Origin of the sequence: Roseibium suaedae (assembly GCF_900142725.1) — a bacterium.
GTDB classification, from domain to species: Bacteria; Pseudomonadota; Alphaproteobacteria; order Rhizobiales; family Stappiaceae; genus Roseibium; species Roseibium suaedae.
In genome coordinates this window covers 1,082,496-1,100,072 of sequence record NZ_FRBW01000001.1, presented here as the reverse complement: position 1 = coordinate 1,100,072, position 17,577 = coordinate 1,082,496, and the positions used below count along the sequence as shown (strand labels likewise).

Below are 17,577 nucleotides of genomic sequence, written 5' to 3'. Positions count from 1 at the left end.
AATAGCTGCTATACAAGCTTCCAGATGACGTCTTGATTCTCCGGGCCCACGGTCCGTTTCCTCGACCAGATCACCGTCCCGGCCCATCAAGGCGTCCCATCGCCTTCAGATGCGAGGCTGATTGCGGCCGAGATCCCGAGCGAGGAACTCCGTGGCCCCTTCTGTGAGCCATATCCATGACTACGCTTTTGACACCGCGCAACACCGGCATTCTGTTTGCCGTGCTCGCGACGCTCTTCTTCTCGGTGATGGACGCCATGTCCAAATCACTGGTGGTGACCCACTCGGTCTGGTTCATCCTGATGGTCCGCTACTGGTTCCATCTGGTTGTCGCCATCATCTGGGCCAGTCTCAGCAAGCAGGGACTGCGCGGTGCCATGGCAACCAAGCGCCCTGCACTCCAGCTCATCCGCGGTTTTCTGCTGGTCAGCGAGATTGCCCTGATCATCTATGCCTACAGCATGCTGGGCCTTGCGGATGTGACGACCATCATCATGGTTCATCCGCTGATCGTGACCGGTCTGGCCGTGCTGTTCCTGGGTGAATATGTCAGCCTGCGCCGGGTCATGGCGCTTGTGCTGGGGCTTGTCGGCCTCGCAATCATCATGCAGCCGGGCAGCAACATGTGGAGCTATGGCGGCGTTGTGGCGCTTGCGGCCACCACCACCTTTGCGCTCTATCAGCTCTTCACCCGGATGGTCAGCGCCTATGACAATGTAATGACCTCGTTCTTCTATGCTGGACTGACGGGTGTGGTCCTGACCACCTACATGGGCCTCACCCACATGCCGCCGCTTGACCAGATCAACTGGCTGCTGGTCGTCGGGATCTGTATCTTCAGCACGGCTGCCCATTTCAGCGTGATGAAGGCCCTGTCCCTGACCCAGGCAAGTGCCATCCAGCCCTTCACCTACCTCCAGATCGTCTGGTCCATCCCGATCGGCCTTCTGGTCTTCGGCACCTTCCCGCTCTGGTCCACCCTGCTCGGCGCGGTGATGATCGTCTGCGCCGGTCTTTACTCCCTGCGCAACAGCGGCCCCGCGAAAGGCTGACGCTCACCTCTCAATCCAGAGACCAAATAAAGAAGGCGGCCACATTGGGCCGCCTTCACTGTTTTCAGAGATTGTTTCCGGCCCTCAGGCTGCCAGCGCCTTCCGGTCCTTGACCTGCAGCAGCACGACCGGTGTCCAGAGCAAAAGGCCCAGTGCCATGGTCGGCAGACCCGGTGCGATGAAGAGCAGGGATACAAGCCCCACCCACCAGCGCTGCCACTTCGGCATGGGGGCCAGGAAGAAGCCGGAGAAGGCCACCCCAAGACCTGCGATGCCCATCGCAGCGCCCGCCAGCGTGATGGCGAAGGCCGACCACGTGAAGCCTTCGGCAACGATCAGCAGCGATGGGGAATAGACGAAGACGAAGGGCACCAGCGCCTTGGCAATGCCGAGCCTGAAGGCCGTGTTGCCGGTCTGGAACGGGTTCGCCCCTGCAATGCCTGCCGCCGCATAGGCCGCGAGGGCCACCGGCGGCGTGATGTCGGCCAGAACCCCGTAGTAGAACACGAAGAAATGGGCGACCAGCGGCTGAACCTGCTGGACCGCAAGAGCGGGAGCTGCCACGGCCACCAGGATGATGTAGGTGGCCGTCGTCGGAATGCCCGCGCCCATGATGATACAGGCAAAGGCGATGAGGACCAGGGACATGAACAGCGACCACTGAGCCACCGTCGCATAGGACAGTGGCCAGATGGAGCCGAGTATGGCGCCAAGGTCATTGGCGGTCTGCACCACCACATAGCCGAGACGGAAGCCGACGCCGGTCAGTGTCACAACGCCAACGACGATGCCGACTGTTGCGGCGGCAGCGCCAACGGCGATGGTGTTGCGTGCCCCGTCCCCAAGCGCTTCCCACAGGTCGCGGATGGAGAGACGATTGACCGGGTTGAGCACCCCGACGATGACGCACGCAATGATGCCGTAGACCGCAGCATAGTCAGGCGTGCGTCCGGTCAGGATCATGTAGACCAGAATGATCAGCGGGATGATCGAGAGCCAATGCTGCTTCAGCACGATGCCGAGCTTGGGCAGTTCGGCAGCCGTCAGACCGCGCAGGCCCAGGCGCTTGGCTTCCAGATGCACCATGATGAAGATGCCGAAGTAATGCAGCATGGCCGGGAACAGCGCCGCGGCCAGAACATCGCGCAGCGGGATCTCCAGATATTCCACCATGATGAAGGCGGCAGCCCCCAGGATCGGCGGTGTGATCTGCCCGCCGGTCGAAGAGGTCGCTTCCACGGCGCCTGCGAAATGCGCCGGATAGCCGACGCGCTTCATAGCCGGGATGGTCAGGGCCCCTGTCGTCACCGTGTTGGCAATGGAGGAGCCGGAGATCGTGCCCATGAAGGCGGAGGAGAAGATCGCAACCTTCGCCGGGCCACCCGCATAGCGGCCGGCGATGACCATGGCCAGATCGATGAAGAGCTGACCGAGGCCGATACGCGTTGCCAGAACGCCGAAGAGAATGAACAGGAACACATATTTGGCCATCACGCCGATGGCGATGCCATAGATGCCCTGGTTGGTCATGTAGAGGTGGTTGACCAGCGCCAGCCAGCTTGCCCCGCCATGCTTCAACGGACCGGGCGCATAGGGCCCGAACAGCGCGAAGAGCATGAAGACGATGGCAATGATCGGCAGAGTTGGACCAACCGACCGGCGGCAGACTTCAAGGGTCAGCAGAATGAGAGCGCTGCCCATGAAGACATCCATCTGGGACGGATTGCCCACCCGCGAGGCAAGCGCCTCGGGTGGCAACAGGGGCAGATAGAGTGCCGCGCCAACCCCGAGCACAGCCCAGAGAATGTCAAGGAACGGAAGGCCATCCAGACGCCACCAGACCTTGGCCTGAGCCTGATCCACCGGGCTGCGCCGCCAGGAAAACAGCAGAAAAGCCAGGCAGAGCACGAAGGCCAGGTGAATGCCCCGGTGCAAAAGCTCCGGGATCAAGGCGAAACCGCCTGCATAGAAATGATAGATCGACATGGCTGCCAGAATGGCGCCAATCACATGGCCAGCCTTCGGCCCGGTCGGCCGGAACGCCAGCTCCGGATCATATTTGCGCTCGATCTCCGCCAGTTCTTCCGGCGTCAGTTCGGTGCTGCTCATCGCCCGCCCCCGTTTTGGAAAGTCTCGTTGGGTCAGAAACAGGAAAAGCGGGCTCCGGGGAGCCCGCTTTTCCAGCTTTTCGGCCTTACTTGATCAGACCAGCTTCCTTGTAGAAGCGTTCTGCGCCCGGATGCAGCGGAATGCCGATGCCGTCCAGAGCGGTTTCGAGGGTGATCACCTTGCCCTTGGCATGACCAACATCCAGCAGGACGCGGGTCTTGTCGTTCCAAAGTGCCTTGGTGATGTTGTAGATCAGGTCATCGGATTCCTTGGCGGACGTGATCCACTGAGCGCCAACGGCAACAGTCGCGGTGTCGCCAACGCCTTCATAGGCACTTGCCGGAATGTCGGACTGGGAGAAGAAGCCGTACTTCTCGGTCAGGGCAGCTGCGCCTTCGCCATCGATCGGGACAAGCTTGACCTTCACGGCAGAAGCCAGTTCCACGATCGCGCCGGTCGGATAGCCGCCAACGAAGAAGAACGCATCAATCTGGCCGTTGCGCAGTGCGTCACCGGCAGCGTTCGGCTTCAGGGCTTCCGCAGTCACCTTGTCGACGCCGAGGCCGAAGGATTCCAGGATCAGCTTGGCATCCACATAGGTGCCCGAGCCCGGCTCATCCAGGGACACGCGCTTGCCGGCCAGGTCAGCAACAGAGTTGATGCCGCTGTCTGCCAGGGTGACCAGGTGGATATGCTCCGGGAACAGGGCAGCAATAGCGCGCAGGTCTTCTGCGGCCGGCTTGCCTTCCATGGTGCCGGTGCCGGTGTAGGCCCAAAAGGCCGTGTCGGACTGGGCGAAACCGGAGTTGCGCAGGCCCGAGGAAATGGCGTTGAGGTTGTCAACGGAACCGCGCGAAGACACGGCCGAAGCGATCAGGCCCGGCACGCCGCAGCTGCCGCCTTCATCACACGGACGCGAGCCCGGGGGATTGGAGATGGCGTTGGCGATAACGCCGCCGATCGGATAGTAGGTCGCGCCGGTGCCGCCGGTGCCGATGGTGAAGAAATTGATGTCCTGCGCCTGCGCGGCGCCGCCGGCCAGCAGCAGAGCACCTGCAGCTGCCACAGCTCTCATGGACTTGAAAAAGGTCATTCGGACTTCCTCTCTGTTGGAAGGTATGGGTTTTCTCAGCTCGCTCCGGGCTTCGACCTGCTGGCCGCAAGCCCCTAAGACTTGGCCGGGGACTTGGCCGCCCCCTTGTTGACGTGAACATGCGGAAAGGTCTTCCGCAGTCAATGGCACCGGGCAAGGACTTCTCCCTCTCGTTGCCCGGATCAGCTCTATGTGGCTCGACCCGAACAGAGAGCGGCTTCCGCAAAACCCTAAATGCTGCCCTGGCCCCCAGCGGCGGAATGAGCCCACCAATGCGCTTGCCAACGCCCCACGGACGATTGCGGCACCTGGCACTCACATCAGACCTGGTCCACGCTTTCGCCCTGGCATAGCGACAAGGCTCTGGCTCTCATCACAGCCCGCCCCCAGACAACATCTTGCAGCTTGCCCGATGACCTATCCAAGACAAAAAAGCCTTTTAGGTCAATAGAGAAGACTCCTCTTCCCCACTCTCGGCCTGCAAAATCTCCCCTGGGGAAGATTCACCCCCCTGCCTCGCGAAAACCGCGGAGGCTCTGAAAGCGATAGAAGCGAGGACCTATTGGCTTATCGGAATGGACGTGGTGTCGACGGAAAGCCCCTCGAACGACTGCTTGAACGCATCGATGCACCCGGATCTCGCTCCGGAAGCATCGAGCCAATAGCCATATTTTTTCAGATAAGCCGCGTAGATAACCGGTGCGTCCCTATTGGAAAAGAACCCCAACAGCGTGTCCCAGAGCTCACGACAGACATAGGAGGAAGGCACCCCATCAGGCCGCTTTCTCTGATCAAGCGAAGAGAGATATCCGCGAATACCCTCATATTCTTTCCCGGAAATGGCCTCTTCAAAGGGAATTCCTGCCCCAGACGCTCCGACCAATGCATTTCTCAAGATCAGATCCAGATTGAGATTTTTGAACTTTTCCGCCTCAAAGACACCTACCAGTGACGGATCCACGTCAAATGAGACTGTAATATAGATACCATTGTTATAGAGGTCTCCACCTCCGCGCGGACCTCGGATGGAATAAACGACTTTGTTGGGATCATCGCTGCCATCATCAATGAATGACATTGAGACGTCAGTAGCCAGCTCTGCTTTGCGAGAAGAGTTCAACGCCTTGGCCATAATGCCAAGCGGCACTTCAAGGGACTGCGCCACATTCACCGCAGGCACGAGCGCCTTAAAGCTCAGGAGCCCGACCTGGTCGCTGAAATCATTATAAGTGTCGGTATTTACGGCCGCGTTCTCGGTTTTCTGCAGCTCAAGTCTGACCTGAAGGTGATTGTTGTTTGAATTGATCGGGAAATGGTCGGTCAGCCGGCCTTTGAAAGATATGTTGCTGGAAATGTCTGATGAGGTCGTGAAGAACAAGAAGCGTTTCTCTGACCAGGTAAAAGAAACAACGGCTCTCTTGGAGACTTCCCTCACGCCATTCTCCAGAATGAGGGTCAGAACATAGTTTCCATCCTCATTGCCAAAGGACTTGGAAACGACGGATTTCAAAAAACTTTCAAGACTACGTTTCGCATCATCCGGAACGACAGAAAATTCCACAGCATAAGAAACGCGTCCATAGACCTCATTCCATGGATAAACCGCCTTGTTCTCAGATGTTTGGTCAACCTTGATGTACTCCAAATACTGGGCGCTTGCGGCAGCGGAACTGAAAATCAAATACAGAAAAGCAAATCGAATTATACGCACCTTACCCCCCATCAACTAAAAATAGTACCTTGAAGATCATAGCAACCAGACAGAAGGCGGCAAGAAAAAACACAATAAACAGGGTAAGACATTCAGGCACCGGGAGCTCTCTCCCCAATTCCACTAGCGCCTTGCAGCATCCGCAGTCGTCTCCCCAAAGATTTCAAGCGGGAAAAAACGATTGCGGAGTTTCAAATTGCATTTGGAGCTCTGCGACAATGCTGCCGAAGAGAATTCAGGCAGATGGTCGCGAGACGTCCAATGCTCAAGCAGGGAGCAGTGATAGGCAACTGATTTTTGAGAGGGGGAAGGAGATGGTGCCCGGAGACGGATTTGAACCGCCGACACGCGGATTTTCAATCCGCTGCTCTACCAACTGAGCTATCCGGGCGTCTCTGTCAGCGGAGTGTTCCGCCGCGCTGAAAGCTTGGGTCTTATAGAAGCTGGCAAAGCGCTTGTCCAGCACCTCCAGGACTTTTTTCAGCGCCGTTTTCCGGACGCTGCAAAAAGCCCAAAGAAACCGCAGAAATCCTTAAGTTTCAGTCTCTTACCCAGACACAACAGCCTGGGGAAAACCTCTGACCTCTGGTTCCAGCCACCCCAATTGGAGCCGAAGCCCCTCCCCCGGGGCTAGAGGCGCCCGGAGACCGGAAAGAGCCTCTCGCGCCATTCACGCTTTGCGTCTGTCCGGTGCATGCCCGCAGGTCGAAAGCGCGGCGATGGTTCCCAGCAAAAAGGCCGCCTCGAGGGCGGCCTTTTCAAGTCTTACTGGAGCTGACCAGCGACGATGCCCGTCGCCTGCCATCCTGTGCCATCGTCGATGGTGAAATTCCCCATCACCCCGTCGATGAGACTATCCGGACCGGTCACGATCGCCGCATTGATCTGGCCTTGCATGATCTCGTTGGGATCGGCAATGCCGCCGCTGAACAGGTTGGTATCAGCACCGGTCGTCACTTCGGACATGTTCGAACCGAAGGTGTGACCATCGAAGTTGGTGATCGCAGCCGTCGCGTTGCGGGCCGCAAAATCGACTTCCAGTCCGAAATTGCCAGCTGCCAGATACTGCGCGCCGTTGTTCACGACACTGCCGACCGCATGACCGGCATAGGTTGCCGTGCCGCTGGTGGGCAGATCAGCGCTGGCCGTGGCATTCCCGGCAACCCAGGTGCCCAGATGCATGTTGTCGTAGCGCTCGCCATTGGTCAGGTTTGCCGCAGCATCCTCACCATTAAGCTGAACCGACGCCCCCCAGTAGCCCCACTCCAGGAAGGCACAGGTGCAGCGGTTGACGCCAACGAAGATGTCTGCATCCGCACCCGGCATCAGAGTATCGGGAATGAGGTAGCTGTTCGGGTTGTCCCCGTCCGGCTGTGTGACGATTGCACTGCTGTCGGTCACGACGAATGCTTCGCTCGTGTCCCGCATCTCGCGCGCGGCATAGGTATCGTCATCGATAAAGGTCGCACGGCCACTGCCGCCGCTGCCGTCCGTGTTCTGGCCAAAACCGAAGCTGTAGCTATCGATTTCGCTGTCAGCATCCAGCACATCCTCGACACTGACGAGCGCCGTCAAAGTGTTGCTGCCCGGCAGGAAGGTGATGCTGAAATCATCCGTGTCGGTGCTTGCAAAGAGCTTCGGCTCAAGAACACCACCGGTGACATTGTTGGACGATTCAAACACGCCGGTCGCAAAGCCCGCGAGAGTCCGCTGTGTCCGCTCGAAGGAGGAAACGGGCGTTTCTTCCGACAGGATGCCGACATGGACGGTCATGCTGAGCGGATCGGTGTAGTCAAGCGTATCCGGGCGAATGATATAGCCATCGCTGAACGGCTCATCAATATCAACGCCGCCGCTGATCACGAGACTCTGCGCATCCGACCCAAAGAAATTGGAGCCGTCAGACGCTGAAACGGTCTGGATCGTGCCGCCATAGCGGCCTGCAGTTTCCGAAGAATCCATCCGGTGGCTGCCGCGGCGGCCCGTGTCATAGGTCAGCTCACCAGCATCATCAAAGATGCTGCCGACGGACAGAGACAGGAAGGACTTCTGGTCTTCCCCGGTTCCCTGGATGAGGAAAGAGCTCGCCAGAACCTGAGACCCTAGCAGCGTGGAGGGATCGCTCTGGATCATGAGCAATTCCGTGGACTCGATCTCGTTCATGAAGCTTTCGCCCATCAACTGGGCAACCAGCGGGTTCATGTACAGAGCGTCGGTTTCAAGCGGAATCAGACCACCATCGCCGGTCTCAGTGCCCATGACAAAGGTCGTCAGCGGATCGGAAGACAGCTCATAGGTCCGGACCTGGGTCTCGGTCTTGTTGAACTGGGTCCAGTCGGTGCCAACCCCGTATAGGCCGAGGATCATGTTTGCGCCGTCGGGATCATAGACCGGACCGGTCTCGTCGAAGGACAGAGCCGGGAAATGGGCGAAGGCAACGAAGTCCTCGTTGCTCACCTGAACGCCGCGCGCGAAGCCGCTGATGTCGCCATATGTAGCGGTATCAATGTCTATTTCCGCATCAGGAACCACTTGACTGTCGCCCTGCTGGGAAACGTAGTCGCCGTCAGAGCTGAGGGTCTGAGTGTAGAAATAGACATTCGGCTCAGTGTCGAAAACAAACTGATAGAGCGGGTTGCCGTCCACTTCGCCATAATAGAGCGCGGTCGCGGATCCAGCAGTGATTTCACCGCCTTCGAACTCGACATCTTCGTCAGTTCCGTTCGAACCGCCCAGAAGCCCCTGGGCGCCCGGATTGGAAACAACAACTGTGCTGCCCGCCGGGGTATAGCCATCCCCTGCCCGCAAGATCCGGACGTTGACGATTTCAACCTCAGGCTCCGGCTGAGGGGGCGGCGTTTCTTCCGCGATCTCTTCCGTGTTCTCGTTCTGGGTGGTTTCCTGGATCTGGACCAGCGTTTCGTCAGTCTCGGTCACTTCCGTCGACTGAACAACTTCAGGCTTCGGTGTCGGCAAGGTGTTGGTCACCCCGAGATCGGAGTTTGCCTGACTGAAACCGGAATCCGTGACGGATGCTTCGGTCGGCTTCTGCGTTGCACCGCCGCTCTGCCCCGGCTTGCCGGAAAGGCCCTGCTGAACGCCGCCAAGATCCGCCTGGGTGGTCCGGCGAACCTCGGAGTTTGCCCCGCCGCCGCTGACCTGCAGCGTGTAGCCGGCCTCATAAACCCGGTTGGTATCGCCGTTGCGGCCGGTGAACGTCAGTTCCTCGCCGAAGAGGAGAGAGAAGACGCCGCCGCCGGAGGTCAGATCCATGTTGGCGATGCCGCCACGGATCCCGATGGTGCCGACCGGCGTATTGACGTTGACCCCGGCCTTGTTCTTCGACAGCTTGCCGCCGACGAAACGGGCAACGCCCTTGCCAAGGCTTGCGACCAGCTTGCCCTGACCCGTGTTCGGATCATAGACGAACTCATCGATCACCAGATCGGAATTCGGTCCGACCGTGAAGGTGGACCCGTCAACGAGCAGCACCTGAACCAGACCGGAGCCGGTGGTCTCGATCCGCTCACGGTAGATGACGTTGTCGCCAAGAACCTTGGTCTTGCGGTTGAGTCCCGGCGCGGTGCCGAAAGCAGACGTGTTGACCGCGGCGGCCACACCAACCTGCGACGCGGCCAATGCCGGCGCGGGGATCACGCTCGTGGCGGTCACGGGAAGAATAGCAGCCAGAAGGCCGAAATAACGAAGTTTCTGAAGATGGCGGCTGGTCATGAGAAGCCCCCTTTAAAAGTTCTTCGCAACAGACACCATCGCCGAAGCGTTGCTGTAGGTTGCCAGATCATAGTTGGAATAAACGCGCCGGAATTCGCCGGTCAGACCGATCGAGAAATCGTTCTTCAGCGGAACATTCAACGCCGCACGAACCCAGCCTTCATGGTCATTCTGGCTGTCGTTCTTGTTGATCAGCGGATCCGGGCTGTCGTAGAGGCGGCGGATATAACCGGCCTCCAGATCAATCGACCAGCGCTCCGGAAGGGCTTCAAACGGCGAAGCGAACTTGTAGGTCGCACCGACGCCGCCCCCGATTTCATAGCTCTGTTCCCAGGCCTTGGCGGTTTCTTCATAGTCACCAAAGATCAGCGTGCGGCCTGCCCAGTTCTGGGAGAACTGGTGAATCAGGGTCAGGCCACCCTTGTAGAAATGGCCATTGCGGTCAGAGACGGTCGAATAGGTGACCGTGTCATGATACCAGCGGTACCGGAACTCGAACTTGCCCGAGAGGGTCGTTGCCGGATCCAGACGCCATGCGAACCTGGAACCGAGACCCATGGCGCCAAGATAGTTGGACGTATCCAGACGCACGCCGGACAAAATGCCGTAGAAGCCAAGCCGGGCATTGTCGACGTTGAAGCGCCGCATATTGAAGGACGGACCGAAGGTCAGTTCCGCAAGGCCTGTGTCCAGCTTGGACAGATCCGCATAACGCGCTCCAAAGAGCAGCAGATCGGCTTCTAGCAGATCACCCTGGGTGCCCAGATCATAGCCGCCATGCAGGGTGGCAGCGACGAAGCCGTTCACATCGGACTGGCCGGTGGAGGTCTGGTTCAGCAGGAAGTTCACACCGTTCAGATTGATGCTGCGATCGCCCGGGCCGGCGTTGGCATTGCTCTGATAACGGGCACCGGCAAGCACCGTCGCGCGGAACTTGGCCGGGTTCTCATTGTTGCCGATGGCTGCCAGATATTCCTCAACGCGTGCCTGAACTTCCGGCGGCACTTCTGGGCCGGAAATTGCAGATTCAAAATAGCTGCGCGCGGCGTCCGTGCTGCCGAGACGGAAATAGAGCACGCCCAGCTCCAGTTGCACACGCGGCAGACCCGGAGAATAAATCAGCATGCGTTCAAACGTGCCGATCGCGGCTTCATAGTCGCCGATCTGGGCGGAGATCATCGCATATTCGAAAGAAACATCCAGATTGTCCGGCTGCTTCAGAAGAATGGTCAGAAGATGCGCCTGACGGGCTTTCAGCTCGTTGCTGGCCTGAGGATTTGCCCCCTGGGCATAGACTGGTGAAATGCTTTCGACAGCGCCGAGGCAAAGCCCCGCGCAAATCAATATGTTAAATAAATGATTAAACTTGACCGGCATGCCCCCGCCGCTCCTCTCAAATTCACAACTATCTAGCCTACAAAACTTCCAGACACCCGGCCAGCTTGCGCTGTCCCTTTCGTATCGTAAAGTTGCCGCGCGTAACTCAAATGCCACAGAAGCCCAGAGTTAAAGCTGCTCACATCCCCCAAATGGGGAATAGAACGGCCTTGATTTCTAGTCTCCACATGTAATTCGGCATGCTCTATTTCAGAAAACTCGCAAATAGAAATGCAAAAGGCGCCCCGTGCAACGGAGCGCCTTCCGATTCTGACTGACTGAAAAATGTCAGCTTTTACTTCGCGGTGATGCGGCCATCCGTGTAGGGAGTGTAACCGTTCTTCGCTGCCAGATAGTCAGCGACAACATCAGCAAGGTCCGGACCGAAGTCATAGGCATTCATGCCGCCAGAAGCGAAGACCTTGTAGCCGTCGCCACCAGCACGCATGTAGTTGTTGGAAACAACACCATAGACCTTGTCAGCTTCCAGCGGAGCGAAGGCACCGTTTTCCTCGACCATGACGTCCGAGATGCGCTCGCCTGCCGGCTTGGACTTGTCGAAAGTGTACTTCAGACCTGCAACCTGGGAGAAGCGGCCTGCGCCTTCTTCGATCTGGCTTGCACCATTCTCGAGAGCAGCAACCACATCGGCACCCTTGAGCCGGAAGGTTGCCAGCGTGTTCTGGAATGGCAGAACCGTCAGAACCTCACCCTTGGTCACCGGACCAGCGTCGATGGATGCACGAAGACCGCCACCGTTCTGGATTGCGATCTGGATGCCCTGTGCCTTCACACGGTCGAGCATGGCATCAGCCACCAGATTGCCCATCTCGCATTCCTGCGCACGGCAGATGGTGCGGTCAGCTTCGATCACGCCGGTGCTTTCGGCGATCACCTGGTTGCGCACTTCGTCAAGCGGCTTGGCGAGCTCAGCAACGCGCGCCAGAACAGCTTCATCCGGCTTCACGGATGCATCGAGCAGGATCGGCTCGCCTTCAGCCTTGATCACATTGCCTTCGTCATCAAAGGTGATCTCGATATCGCCAAGGAACTTGCTGTAGGCATAGGCCGTCACGATCGGCACGTCCTTGCCTTCCGCGTTCTTCACCACGGTCGGGTACGGGCCTTCGGCCTTTTCCTGGGTGTTGGACAGGAGGGTGTGCGAGTGACCGCCGACGATTACGTCGATGCCCGGCACATTCGCCGCAATTTCCTTGTCCTTGACGTAACCCTCATGGGTCAGCGCGATGATCTTGTTGACGCCTTCAGCCTGAAGCTTGGCAACAGCTGCCTTCAGGGCGTTTTCGGAATTGATGAAGCCGACGCCAGCGCCCGGAGAGGAGGTTTCAACCGTGTCTTCGGCCAGGGAAGAGATCACGCCGATCTTTTCGCCGCCACGCTCGAACACCAGGGTTTCGGCAACCCGGTCCTTCAGAAGCGGCTCGTTTGCCATGTCCAGGTTGCTGGAGATGACCGGGAACTTCACCTTGTCGAGGAAACCGGCAAGACCGGCCGGGCCGTCATCGAATTCATGGTTGCCGACAGCCATGCCATCATAGCCGATCAGGTTCATGAACTCGGCAGCCGCCGCGCCCTTGTAGGTGGTGTAGAACAGCGAGCCCTGGAACTGGTCACCGGCATCGAGCAGCAGATAGTTCTTGCCTTCGAGAGCCTTGCGCATCTCGTCAACCTTCGCCTTCACACGGGCGACGCCACCAAAGCACTTGCCCTCGCCTTCGTCTTCAGCGCCACAGGTCGAATCATACTTGTTGATCGACTCGATGCGCGAATGCAGGTCGTTGGTGTGCAGGATGGTCAGGGTATAGTCCGCGAATGCGGCACCGGAAAACGCCGTGGAAAGTACCAGCGCCGAAGCGCCAAACAGAAACTTTTTCATCAGAGCCTCGCCTTTGATCCGGGTCGTTGCCCGGTATGCGTACTGCTCCTGCCGGCCTGGAAATGTCGGGCCGGAAGAACAGCGATCCTCAACGGCCGGAACGAAATTCCGTCAGCCTCAGGAGCTGACGACCCTGCACTCTCAGCCATCGGACCCGTCTATGACACGGGTCTACGATTGCCATTATGACAGTGCAGAATTTTTCACGACAAGCGATATTTTTTACAAGCTTGCCCAAACAGTCGGCAAATCAGATGCTCTGCCGTCCTAAATGACGGCATCCTACTGAAATTATTAGCCGGTGAAGGTATCCGTGTCCGGATCGTCAATATCATCGGTCTCGACGACCGGGATGGAATAGCCCTCGGACAGCCAGCGGTGCAGATCGACCTTGGCGCAGCGGGGTGAGCAGAACGGATAGTCTTCTGTCGTCGAGAGCTTGGAACAGATCGGGCAAGGGCGCATGCGGCGCGGGGTGTCTGCCGGTGTCTTATCCGGGTTCTGGGACATGGGGCCCTCTCTCTTTTCAGGGTTTGCAGCTTGCAACAGGGACCTTGCAGGCGGCAAGTCCGGATCAGCCGGCCGCGGAGGCCGCCCAGTTGCCATGGACCGGATAGCCGGCAGCGGCAAGAAGCGCCATGGTCTCGGTCAGCGGCAGGCCCACCACATTCGGATAGGATCCAGTGAGCTTGGTCACGAAGCTGCCGGCGAGACCCTGGATGGCATAGCCACCAGCCTTGCCGCGCCATTCTCCGGAGGCGATGTAGCTGTCCATTTCGCGGCGGCCAATGCGCTTGAAGCGCACACGGCTCTCCACCACCTTCGTTCGCACGCGGCCATCAGGACCATGCACGCAAACGCCGGTAAAGACGCGATGTCCGCGACCGGACAGAAGAGACAGGCAGGCCAGGGCCTGATCGGTCAACTCGGTCTTGGGCAGATTGCGGCGGCCGACGGCCACGACCGTATCGGCAGCAAGAACCAGTGCCGTCTTGAGGTCTTCGGAGGCATCGGCGACGGCCCGTACGGCAGCCGCCTTTTCCTTCGCAAGGCGCAGAGCCAGCGCGCGCGGAGTTTCCAGCTTGCGCGGTGCCTCGTCAATATCGGCAGGCAGCAGGTGATCGGGTTCGATACCGATCTGCTGCAGCAGAGCCAGGCGGCGCGGAGATGCGGACGCCAGGATCAATGAAGGTGTCATTGTCATGCCTGCCAGGGCCTTGTTTCGGTGACGCTGCGAGGGTCTACTTGAAACGGTAGGTGATACGACCCTTGGTCAGGTCGTACGGAGTCATTTCGACAAGAACCTTGTCGCCAGCCAGAACGCGGATGCGGTTCTTGCGCATGCGTCCAGCCGTGTGGGCAATGATTTCATGATCATTTTCAAGTTTCACGCGAAAGGTCGCGTTGGGCAGCAGTTCCGTGACGACGCCCGGGAACTCCAGAGCTTCTTCCTTGGCCATATGGTATCCTGATTAAGGCGTTCAGATGAGCGGCGAACCTAACGGATCGCGGCTTGAAAGTGAACCGTTGTTTCGGCGCTCTTTCCCACAAAAGCGCCGATACATCAAGCCTTACGCATTTTGACTGCAAAGCAGGACCGTTAAGTCCTTCTTCCGCCATCGAAAGGCGCAGTGCAAAGTAGAGGGTTCCTCCTCCCCTAACCGCTCGGCGGCGGGGTCCATGCGAGGCGTTTCTTGATCCGCATGAGGAGCTGGTCGCGGATGCCCCGGTACGCGTCCATGATCTGCTCGCGGCTGCCGGTCGCAAGGGTCGGGTCCATCGTTGGCCAGTATTCCACGTCCACCGCCTCGGTACGGGTCAGCTCCAGTGCCTTGTGATGAGCCTCCGGAGCCAGCGTGACGACGAGATCGAAGCCCGACTCATCCAGTTCCTCGAATGTCTTGGGCAGATGCTTGCTGGTGTCCATGCCGATCTCGGCCATCACCGCATCGACAAAGGGATCGCGCTCGCCCTTGCGTACGCCGGCGGAGCGCACATAGATCTGGTTGGGAAACAGGTTGCGGGTGATCGCTGCTGCCATGGGCGAGCGCACGGCATTCATGCCGCATGCAAACAGCACCGCAGTCGGACGGACGCCCGGCCCGGTCAACGCGCTCACCCTTTCCAGTGCAGAGCGTAGACGAGGGTGAAAAGACGCCGGGCCGTCAGCATGTCGACCGTGATCTTGCCCTCCAGGCGCTCCATCAGGATGGATGAGCCTTCGTTGTGAACACCGCGCCGCCCCATGTCGATCGCCTCGATCTGGCTCGGGGAGGCATGGCGGATCGCTTCATAGTAGCTCTGGCAGATGAGGTCATAATCCTTCACCACCTTGCGCAGCGGCGACAGGGACAGGACATGGGTGACCAGAACCTCGCCGCCTTCGGTGCGGATCTCCAGCACCAGACGCTTTTCGACCACCGACAGCCGCAGAACATAATTGGCTGCGGGAAGCCCGATCGGCTGAAAACGGTTTTCCTCGATCAGGTCATAAATGGCGACAGCGCGGTCATGTTCGACGTCCGGCGTTGAACGGGCGATGGATTCCTCGTCCAGAATGACGTCGACCAGTTTCCCGCCGACATCCTCCGCCTTCAGAGCGGCCGCTTCATCCATGCCTGACACTCCCTGGTTCCGAACCTGTCCTCATGCGCGCAACGCTCCTCCCAGACCCTGGCGCCTCACCTCAAGGGTTGAGACCTAGAGGTTGAGACGGACCGCCACCGATCTTGCGTGACCGGCAAGGCCTTCCGCCTCTCCCAGCACAATGGCTGCCGGACCGATCTCCCGCAAGGACTGCGGCGTACACTTGAGGATAGACGTCCGCTTGACGAAGTCGAGAACGGAAAGCCCCGAAGAGAACCGGGCAGAGCGTGCCGTCGGCAGAACGTGGTTCGAGCCGCCAACATAATCGCCCACCGCTTCCGGCGTGTGACGGCCCATGAACACGGCCCCAGCACTGCGGACCTTCAGGAGCAGTGCCTCCGGATCGGCAACGGCAAGTTCGAGATGTTCGGCGGCAATCCGGTTGACCAGAGGCATGGCCTCGTCCAGGTCCCTGGTGACAATGACCGCACCGAAATCGCGCCAGCTGGCACCGGCAATTGCAGCCTTCGGCAGGGTCTTCAGCTGACGCTCGACCGCCTGTTCCACGGCACTGGCCAGGTCTGCACTGTCGGTGATCAGGATGGACTGGGCGACTTCATCATGTTCCGCCTGGGCCAGAAGGTCGGCAGCCAGCCAGTCCGGATCATTTTCCGCATCGGCGACGACCAGAACTTCGGACGGACCGGCGATCATGTCGATGCCGACCGTGCCGAACACACGGCGCTTGGCAGCCGCCACGAAGGCGTTGCCGGGACCGACGATCTTGCTGACCGGAGCAATGGTTTCAGTCCCGAAGGCCAGAGCGGCAACAGCCTGCGCGCCGCCAATCCGGTAGATCTCGGACACACCGGCAAGACGCGCAGCGGCCAGAACCTGCGGGTTCAGATCCCCGTCCGGGCTCGGCACCACCATAACGATGCGCTCCACACCGGCAACCTTGGCCGGCACAGCATTCATCAGCACGGAGCTCGGGTAGGAAGCCTTGCCGCCCGGCACATAAAGGCCGACAGCCTCGATCGCAGTCCAGCGTGAGCCAAGCTCAACCCCAACCGCATCAGTATAGCGGTCATCCTTGGGCATCTGACGAGCGTGGTGGCTTTCGATCCGGTCACGTGCCAGGGACAGGGCGTCCAGAACCTCTTGCGGCACGGCCTTCATGGCCGCTTCGATCTCGGCTTCCGTCACCCGCAGCTCAGCCATGCTGGCGGCGCTCAGGCGGTCAAACCGGGCCGTGTAGTCCAGGACAGCGGCATCGCCGCGCTTGCGGACATCTTCCAGAATATCCCGGACCACATGATCGACATCTTCCGACACCTCACGCTTGCCGGACAGCAGCTCGGCAAAGCGGGTTTCAAAATCGGCATCAAGGGTGGAAAGACGTATCGCCACGCTGGGGCTCCTCAAGTCCAATGTCCGGGAGGCCGTGCCTCCGGTTTCTCTGACAGGGCAGCATCTAAAGCCTGCCCTTCACTCCAAAATCAGTCCAGATCGTGGCTGGGCAGGTTCGGCGTGGACCAGGCAGCGCCCAGATCCGACATCTGAACCTCGATGCACTCGACCGTCAGCGCAAGGGCCGCGCCACCGGCGAAATCCAGACGGATGCGCCCGGCAGGTGCATCCTGCTCCTCGAAGGTCACGGCCAGAAGTTCGAGCACGTTTTCCCGCGCATCCTGACGAATGCCCGAGACCTTCATATCCAGAACACGGGAAACGGACAGGGCAGACCGGCGGCGCTCATGCTGGCGGCTGCGCTTGTCTGCAGCCTTGTCCCAGACGAACCGGTTCATGACGAACACGGCCTTCTGTTCGCGCGGCATATAGCGGATGTCGCCGACGATCATCACGGCATCCTGAACATGGGCGGAAACGACCTGAAGGTCTTCGGCATCGAGAGCGGTAAGTCTCAGACGGTCCATGGCGTTTGGCGTCATCCCTGATTGCGGCAGGACCGGAGCGGTCCGGCGGAAGAGGTCTCGTAGAAGTCCGGTGTCGAGCGGCC

Annotated in this window: 14 protein-coding genes and 1 tRNA gene; 1 reads left to right on the top strand and 14 read right to left on the bottom strand. The window is 59.3% G+C overall.

Annotated elements, in window-relative coordinates; translation table 11 throughout:
* The first annotated feature begins 176 nt into the window (after positions 1-176).
* Positions 177-1,052, top strand: coding sequence for a DMT family transporter (locus BUA94_RS04935; protein WP_084081706.1), 876 nt, complete (start codon positions 177-179; stop codon positions 1,050-1,052).
* 84 nt (positions 1,053-1,136) lie between these two features.
* Here BUA94_RS04935 and BUA94_RS04930 read toward each other — a convergent pair whose 3' ends face one another.
* From BUA94_RS04930 to BUA94_RS04865, 14 genes are all read right to left on the bottom strand, one after another.
* Positions 1,137-3,161, bottom strand: a complete 2,025-nt coding sequence (locus BUA94_RS04930; RefSeq protein WP_073009538.1) for a TRAP transporter permease — start codon at positions 3,159-3,161, stop codon at positions 1,137-1,139.
* Between the two features lie 85 nt (positions 3,162-3,246).
* A complete protein-coding gene (locus BUA94_RS04925) occupies positions 3,247-4,254 on the bottom strand; it encodes a TAXI family TRAP transporter solute-binding subunit (protein ID WP_073009535.1) in 1,008 nt (335 codons plus the stop codon).
* 559 nt (positions 4,255-4,813) lie between these two features.
* The gene (locus BUA94_RS04920) at positions 4,814-5,965 is read right to left on the bottom strand and encodes a hypothetical protein (RefSeq protein ID WP_139251008.1); all 1,152 of its coding nucleotides are present in this window, start codon (positions 5,963-5,965) and stop codon (positions 4,814-4,816) included.
* Between the two features lie 315 nt (positions 5,966-6,280).
* Positions 6,281-6,356: transfer RNA gene (locus BUA94_RS04915), tRNA-Phe, on the bottom strand.
* 374 nt (positions 6,357-6,730) lie between these two features.
* Positions 6,731-9,697, bottom strand: a complete 2,967-nt coding sequence (locus BUA94_RS04910; protein WP_073009529.1) for a FecR family protein — start codon at positions 9,695-9,697, stop codon at positions 6,731-6,733.
* Between the two features lie 12 nt (positions 9,698-9,709).
* Positions 9,710-11,074: a tetratricopeptide repeat protein gene (locus BUA94_RS04905; protein ID WP_139251007.1), complete on the bottom strand. Its 1,365-nt coding sequence runs from the start codon at positions 11,072-11,074 to the stop codon at positions 9,710-9,712.
* A 295-nt stretch (positions 11,075-11,369) separates the two neighbouring features.
* Positions 11,370-12,971: a bifunctional metallophosphatase/5'-nucleotidase gene (locus BUA94_RS04900; RefSeq protein WP_175557997.1), complete on the bottom strand. Its 1,602-nt coding sequence runs from the start codon at positions 12,969-12,971 to the stop codon at positions 11,370-11,372.
* A 294-nt stretch (positions 12,972-13,265) separates the two neighbouring features.
* Entirely contained in the window at positions 13,266-13,481 is a 216-nt protein-coding gene (gene yacG / locus BUA94_RS04895) for a DNA gyrase inhibitor YacG (RefSeq protein WP_073009519.1), read from the bottom strand.
* Positions 13,482-13,545: 64 nt separating this feature from the next.
* Positions 13,546-14,175, bottom strand: coding sequence for a Maf family nucleotide pyrophosphatase (locus BUA94_RS04890; RefSeq protein ID WP_073009516.1), 630 nt, complete (start codon positions 14,173-14,175; stop codon positions 13,546-13,548).
* A gap of 37 nt (positions 14,176-14,212) precedes the next feature.
* Positions 14,213-14,431 carry a translation initiation factor IF-1 gene (infA, locus tag BUA94_RS04885; RefSeq protein ID WP_006939340.1) on the bottom strand — a complete coding sequence of 73 codons (219 nt, stop codon included), beginning with the start codon at positions 14,429-14,431 and terminating at the stop codon, positions 14,213-14,215.
* Positions 14,432-14,628: 197 nt separating this feature from the next.
* Complete coding sequence (locus BUA94_RS04880; protein ID WP_073009513.1) at positions 14,629-15,081, bottom strand: arsenate-mycothiol transferase ArsC; 453 nt, start codon at positions 15,079-15,081, stop codon at positions 14,629-14,631.
* A 5-nt stretch (positions 15,082-15,086) separates the two neighbouring features.
* Entirely contained in the window at positions 15,087-15,587 is a 501-nt protein-coding gene (locus BUA94_RS04875) for a UPF0262 family protein (protein WP_073009510.1), read from the bottom strand.
* Between the two features lie 84 nt (positions 15,588-15,671).
* Positions 15,672-16,967, bottom strand: a complete 1,296-nt coding sequence (hisD, locus tag BUA94_RS04870) for a histidinol dehydrogenase (protein ID WP_073009507.1) — start codon at positions 16,965-16,967, stop codon at positions 15,672-15,674.
* A gap of 89 nt (positions 16,968-17,056) precedes the next feature.
* On the bottom strand, positions 17,057-17,494 hold the full coding sequence (locus BUA94_RS04865; RefSeq protein WP_073010926.1) for a DUF2948 family protein: 438 nt from the start codon (positions 17,492-17,494) through the stop codon (positions 17,057-17,059).
* Positions 17,495-17,577: the final 83 nt, after the last annotated feature.

Bases quoted from the DNA above. Each gene is read 5' to 3' on its own strand.
- BUA94_RS04905 (WP_139251007.1), bottom strand. From the start codon at position 11,074: ATGCCGGTCAAGTTTAATCATTTATTTAACATATTGATTTGCGCGGGG.
- BUA94_RS04890 (WP_073009516.1), bottom strand. From the start codon at position 14,175: ATGACAATGACACCTTCATTGATCCTGGCGTCCGCATCTCCGCGCCGC.
- BUA94_RS04875 (WP_073009510.1), bottom strand. From the start codon at position 15,587: ATGGATGAAGCGGCCGCTCTGAAGGCGGAGGATGTCGGCGGGAAACTG.
- infA (WP_006939340.1), bottom strand. From the start codon at position 14,431: ATGGCCAAGGAAGAAGCTCTGGAGTTCCCGGGCGTCGTCACGGAACTG.
- BUA94_RS04865 (WP_073010926.1), bottom strand. From the start codon at position 17,494: ATGGACCGTCTGAGACTTACCGCTCTCGATGCCGAAGACCTTCAGGTC.
- BUA94_RS04900 (WP_175557997.1), bottom strand. From the start codon at position 12,971: ATGAAAAAGTTTCTGTTTGGCGCTTCGGCGCTGGTACTTTCCACGGCG.
- BUA94_RS04910 (WP_073009529.1), bottom strand. From the start codon at position 9,697: ATGACCAGCCGCCATCTTCAGAAACTTCGTTATTTCGGCCTTCTGGCT.
- BUA94_RS04925 (WP_073009535.1), bottom strand. From the start codon at position 4,254: ATGACCTTTTTCAAGTCCATGAGAGCTGTGGCAGCTGCAGGTGCTCTG.
- BUA94_RS04935 (WP_084081706.1), top strand. From the start codon at position 177: ATGACTACGCTTTTGACACCGCGCAACACCGGCATTCTGTTTGCCGTG.
- BUA94_RS04930 (WP_073009538.1), bottom strand. From the start codon at position 3,161: ATGAGCAGCACCGAACTGACGCCGGAAGAACTGGCGGAGATCGAGCGC.
- yacG (WP_073009519.1), bottom strand. From the start codon at position 13,481: ATGTCCCAGAACCCGGATAAGACACCGGCAGACACCCCGCGCCGCATG.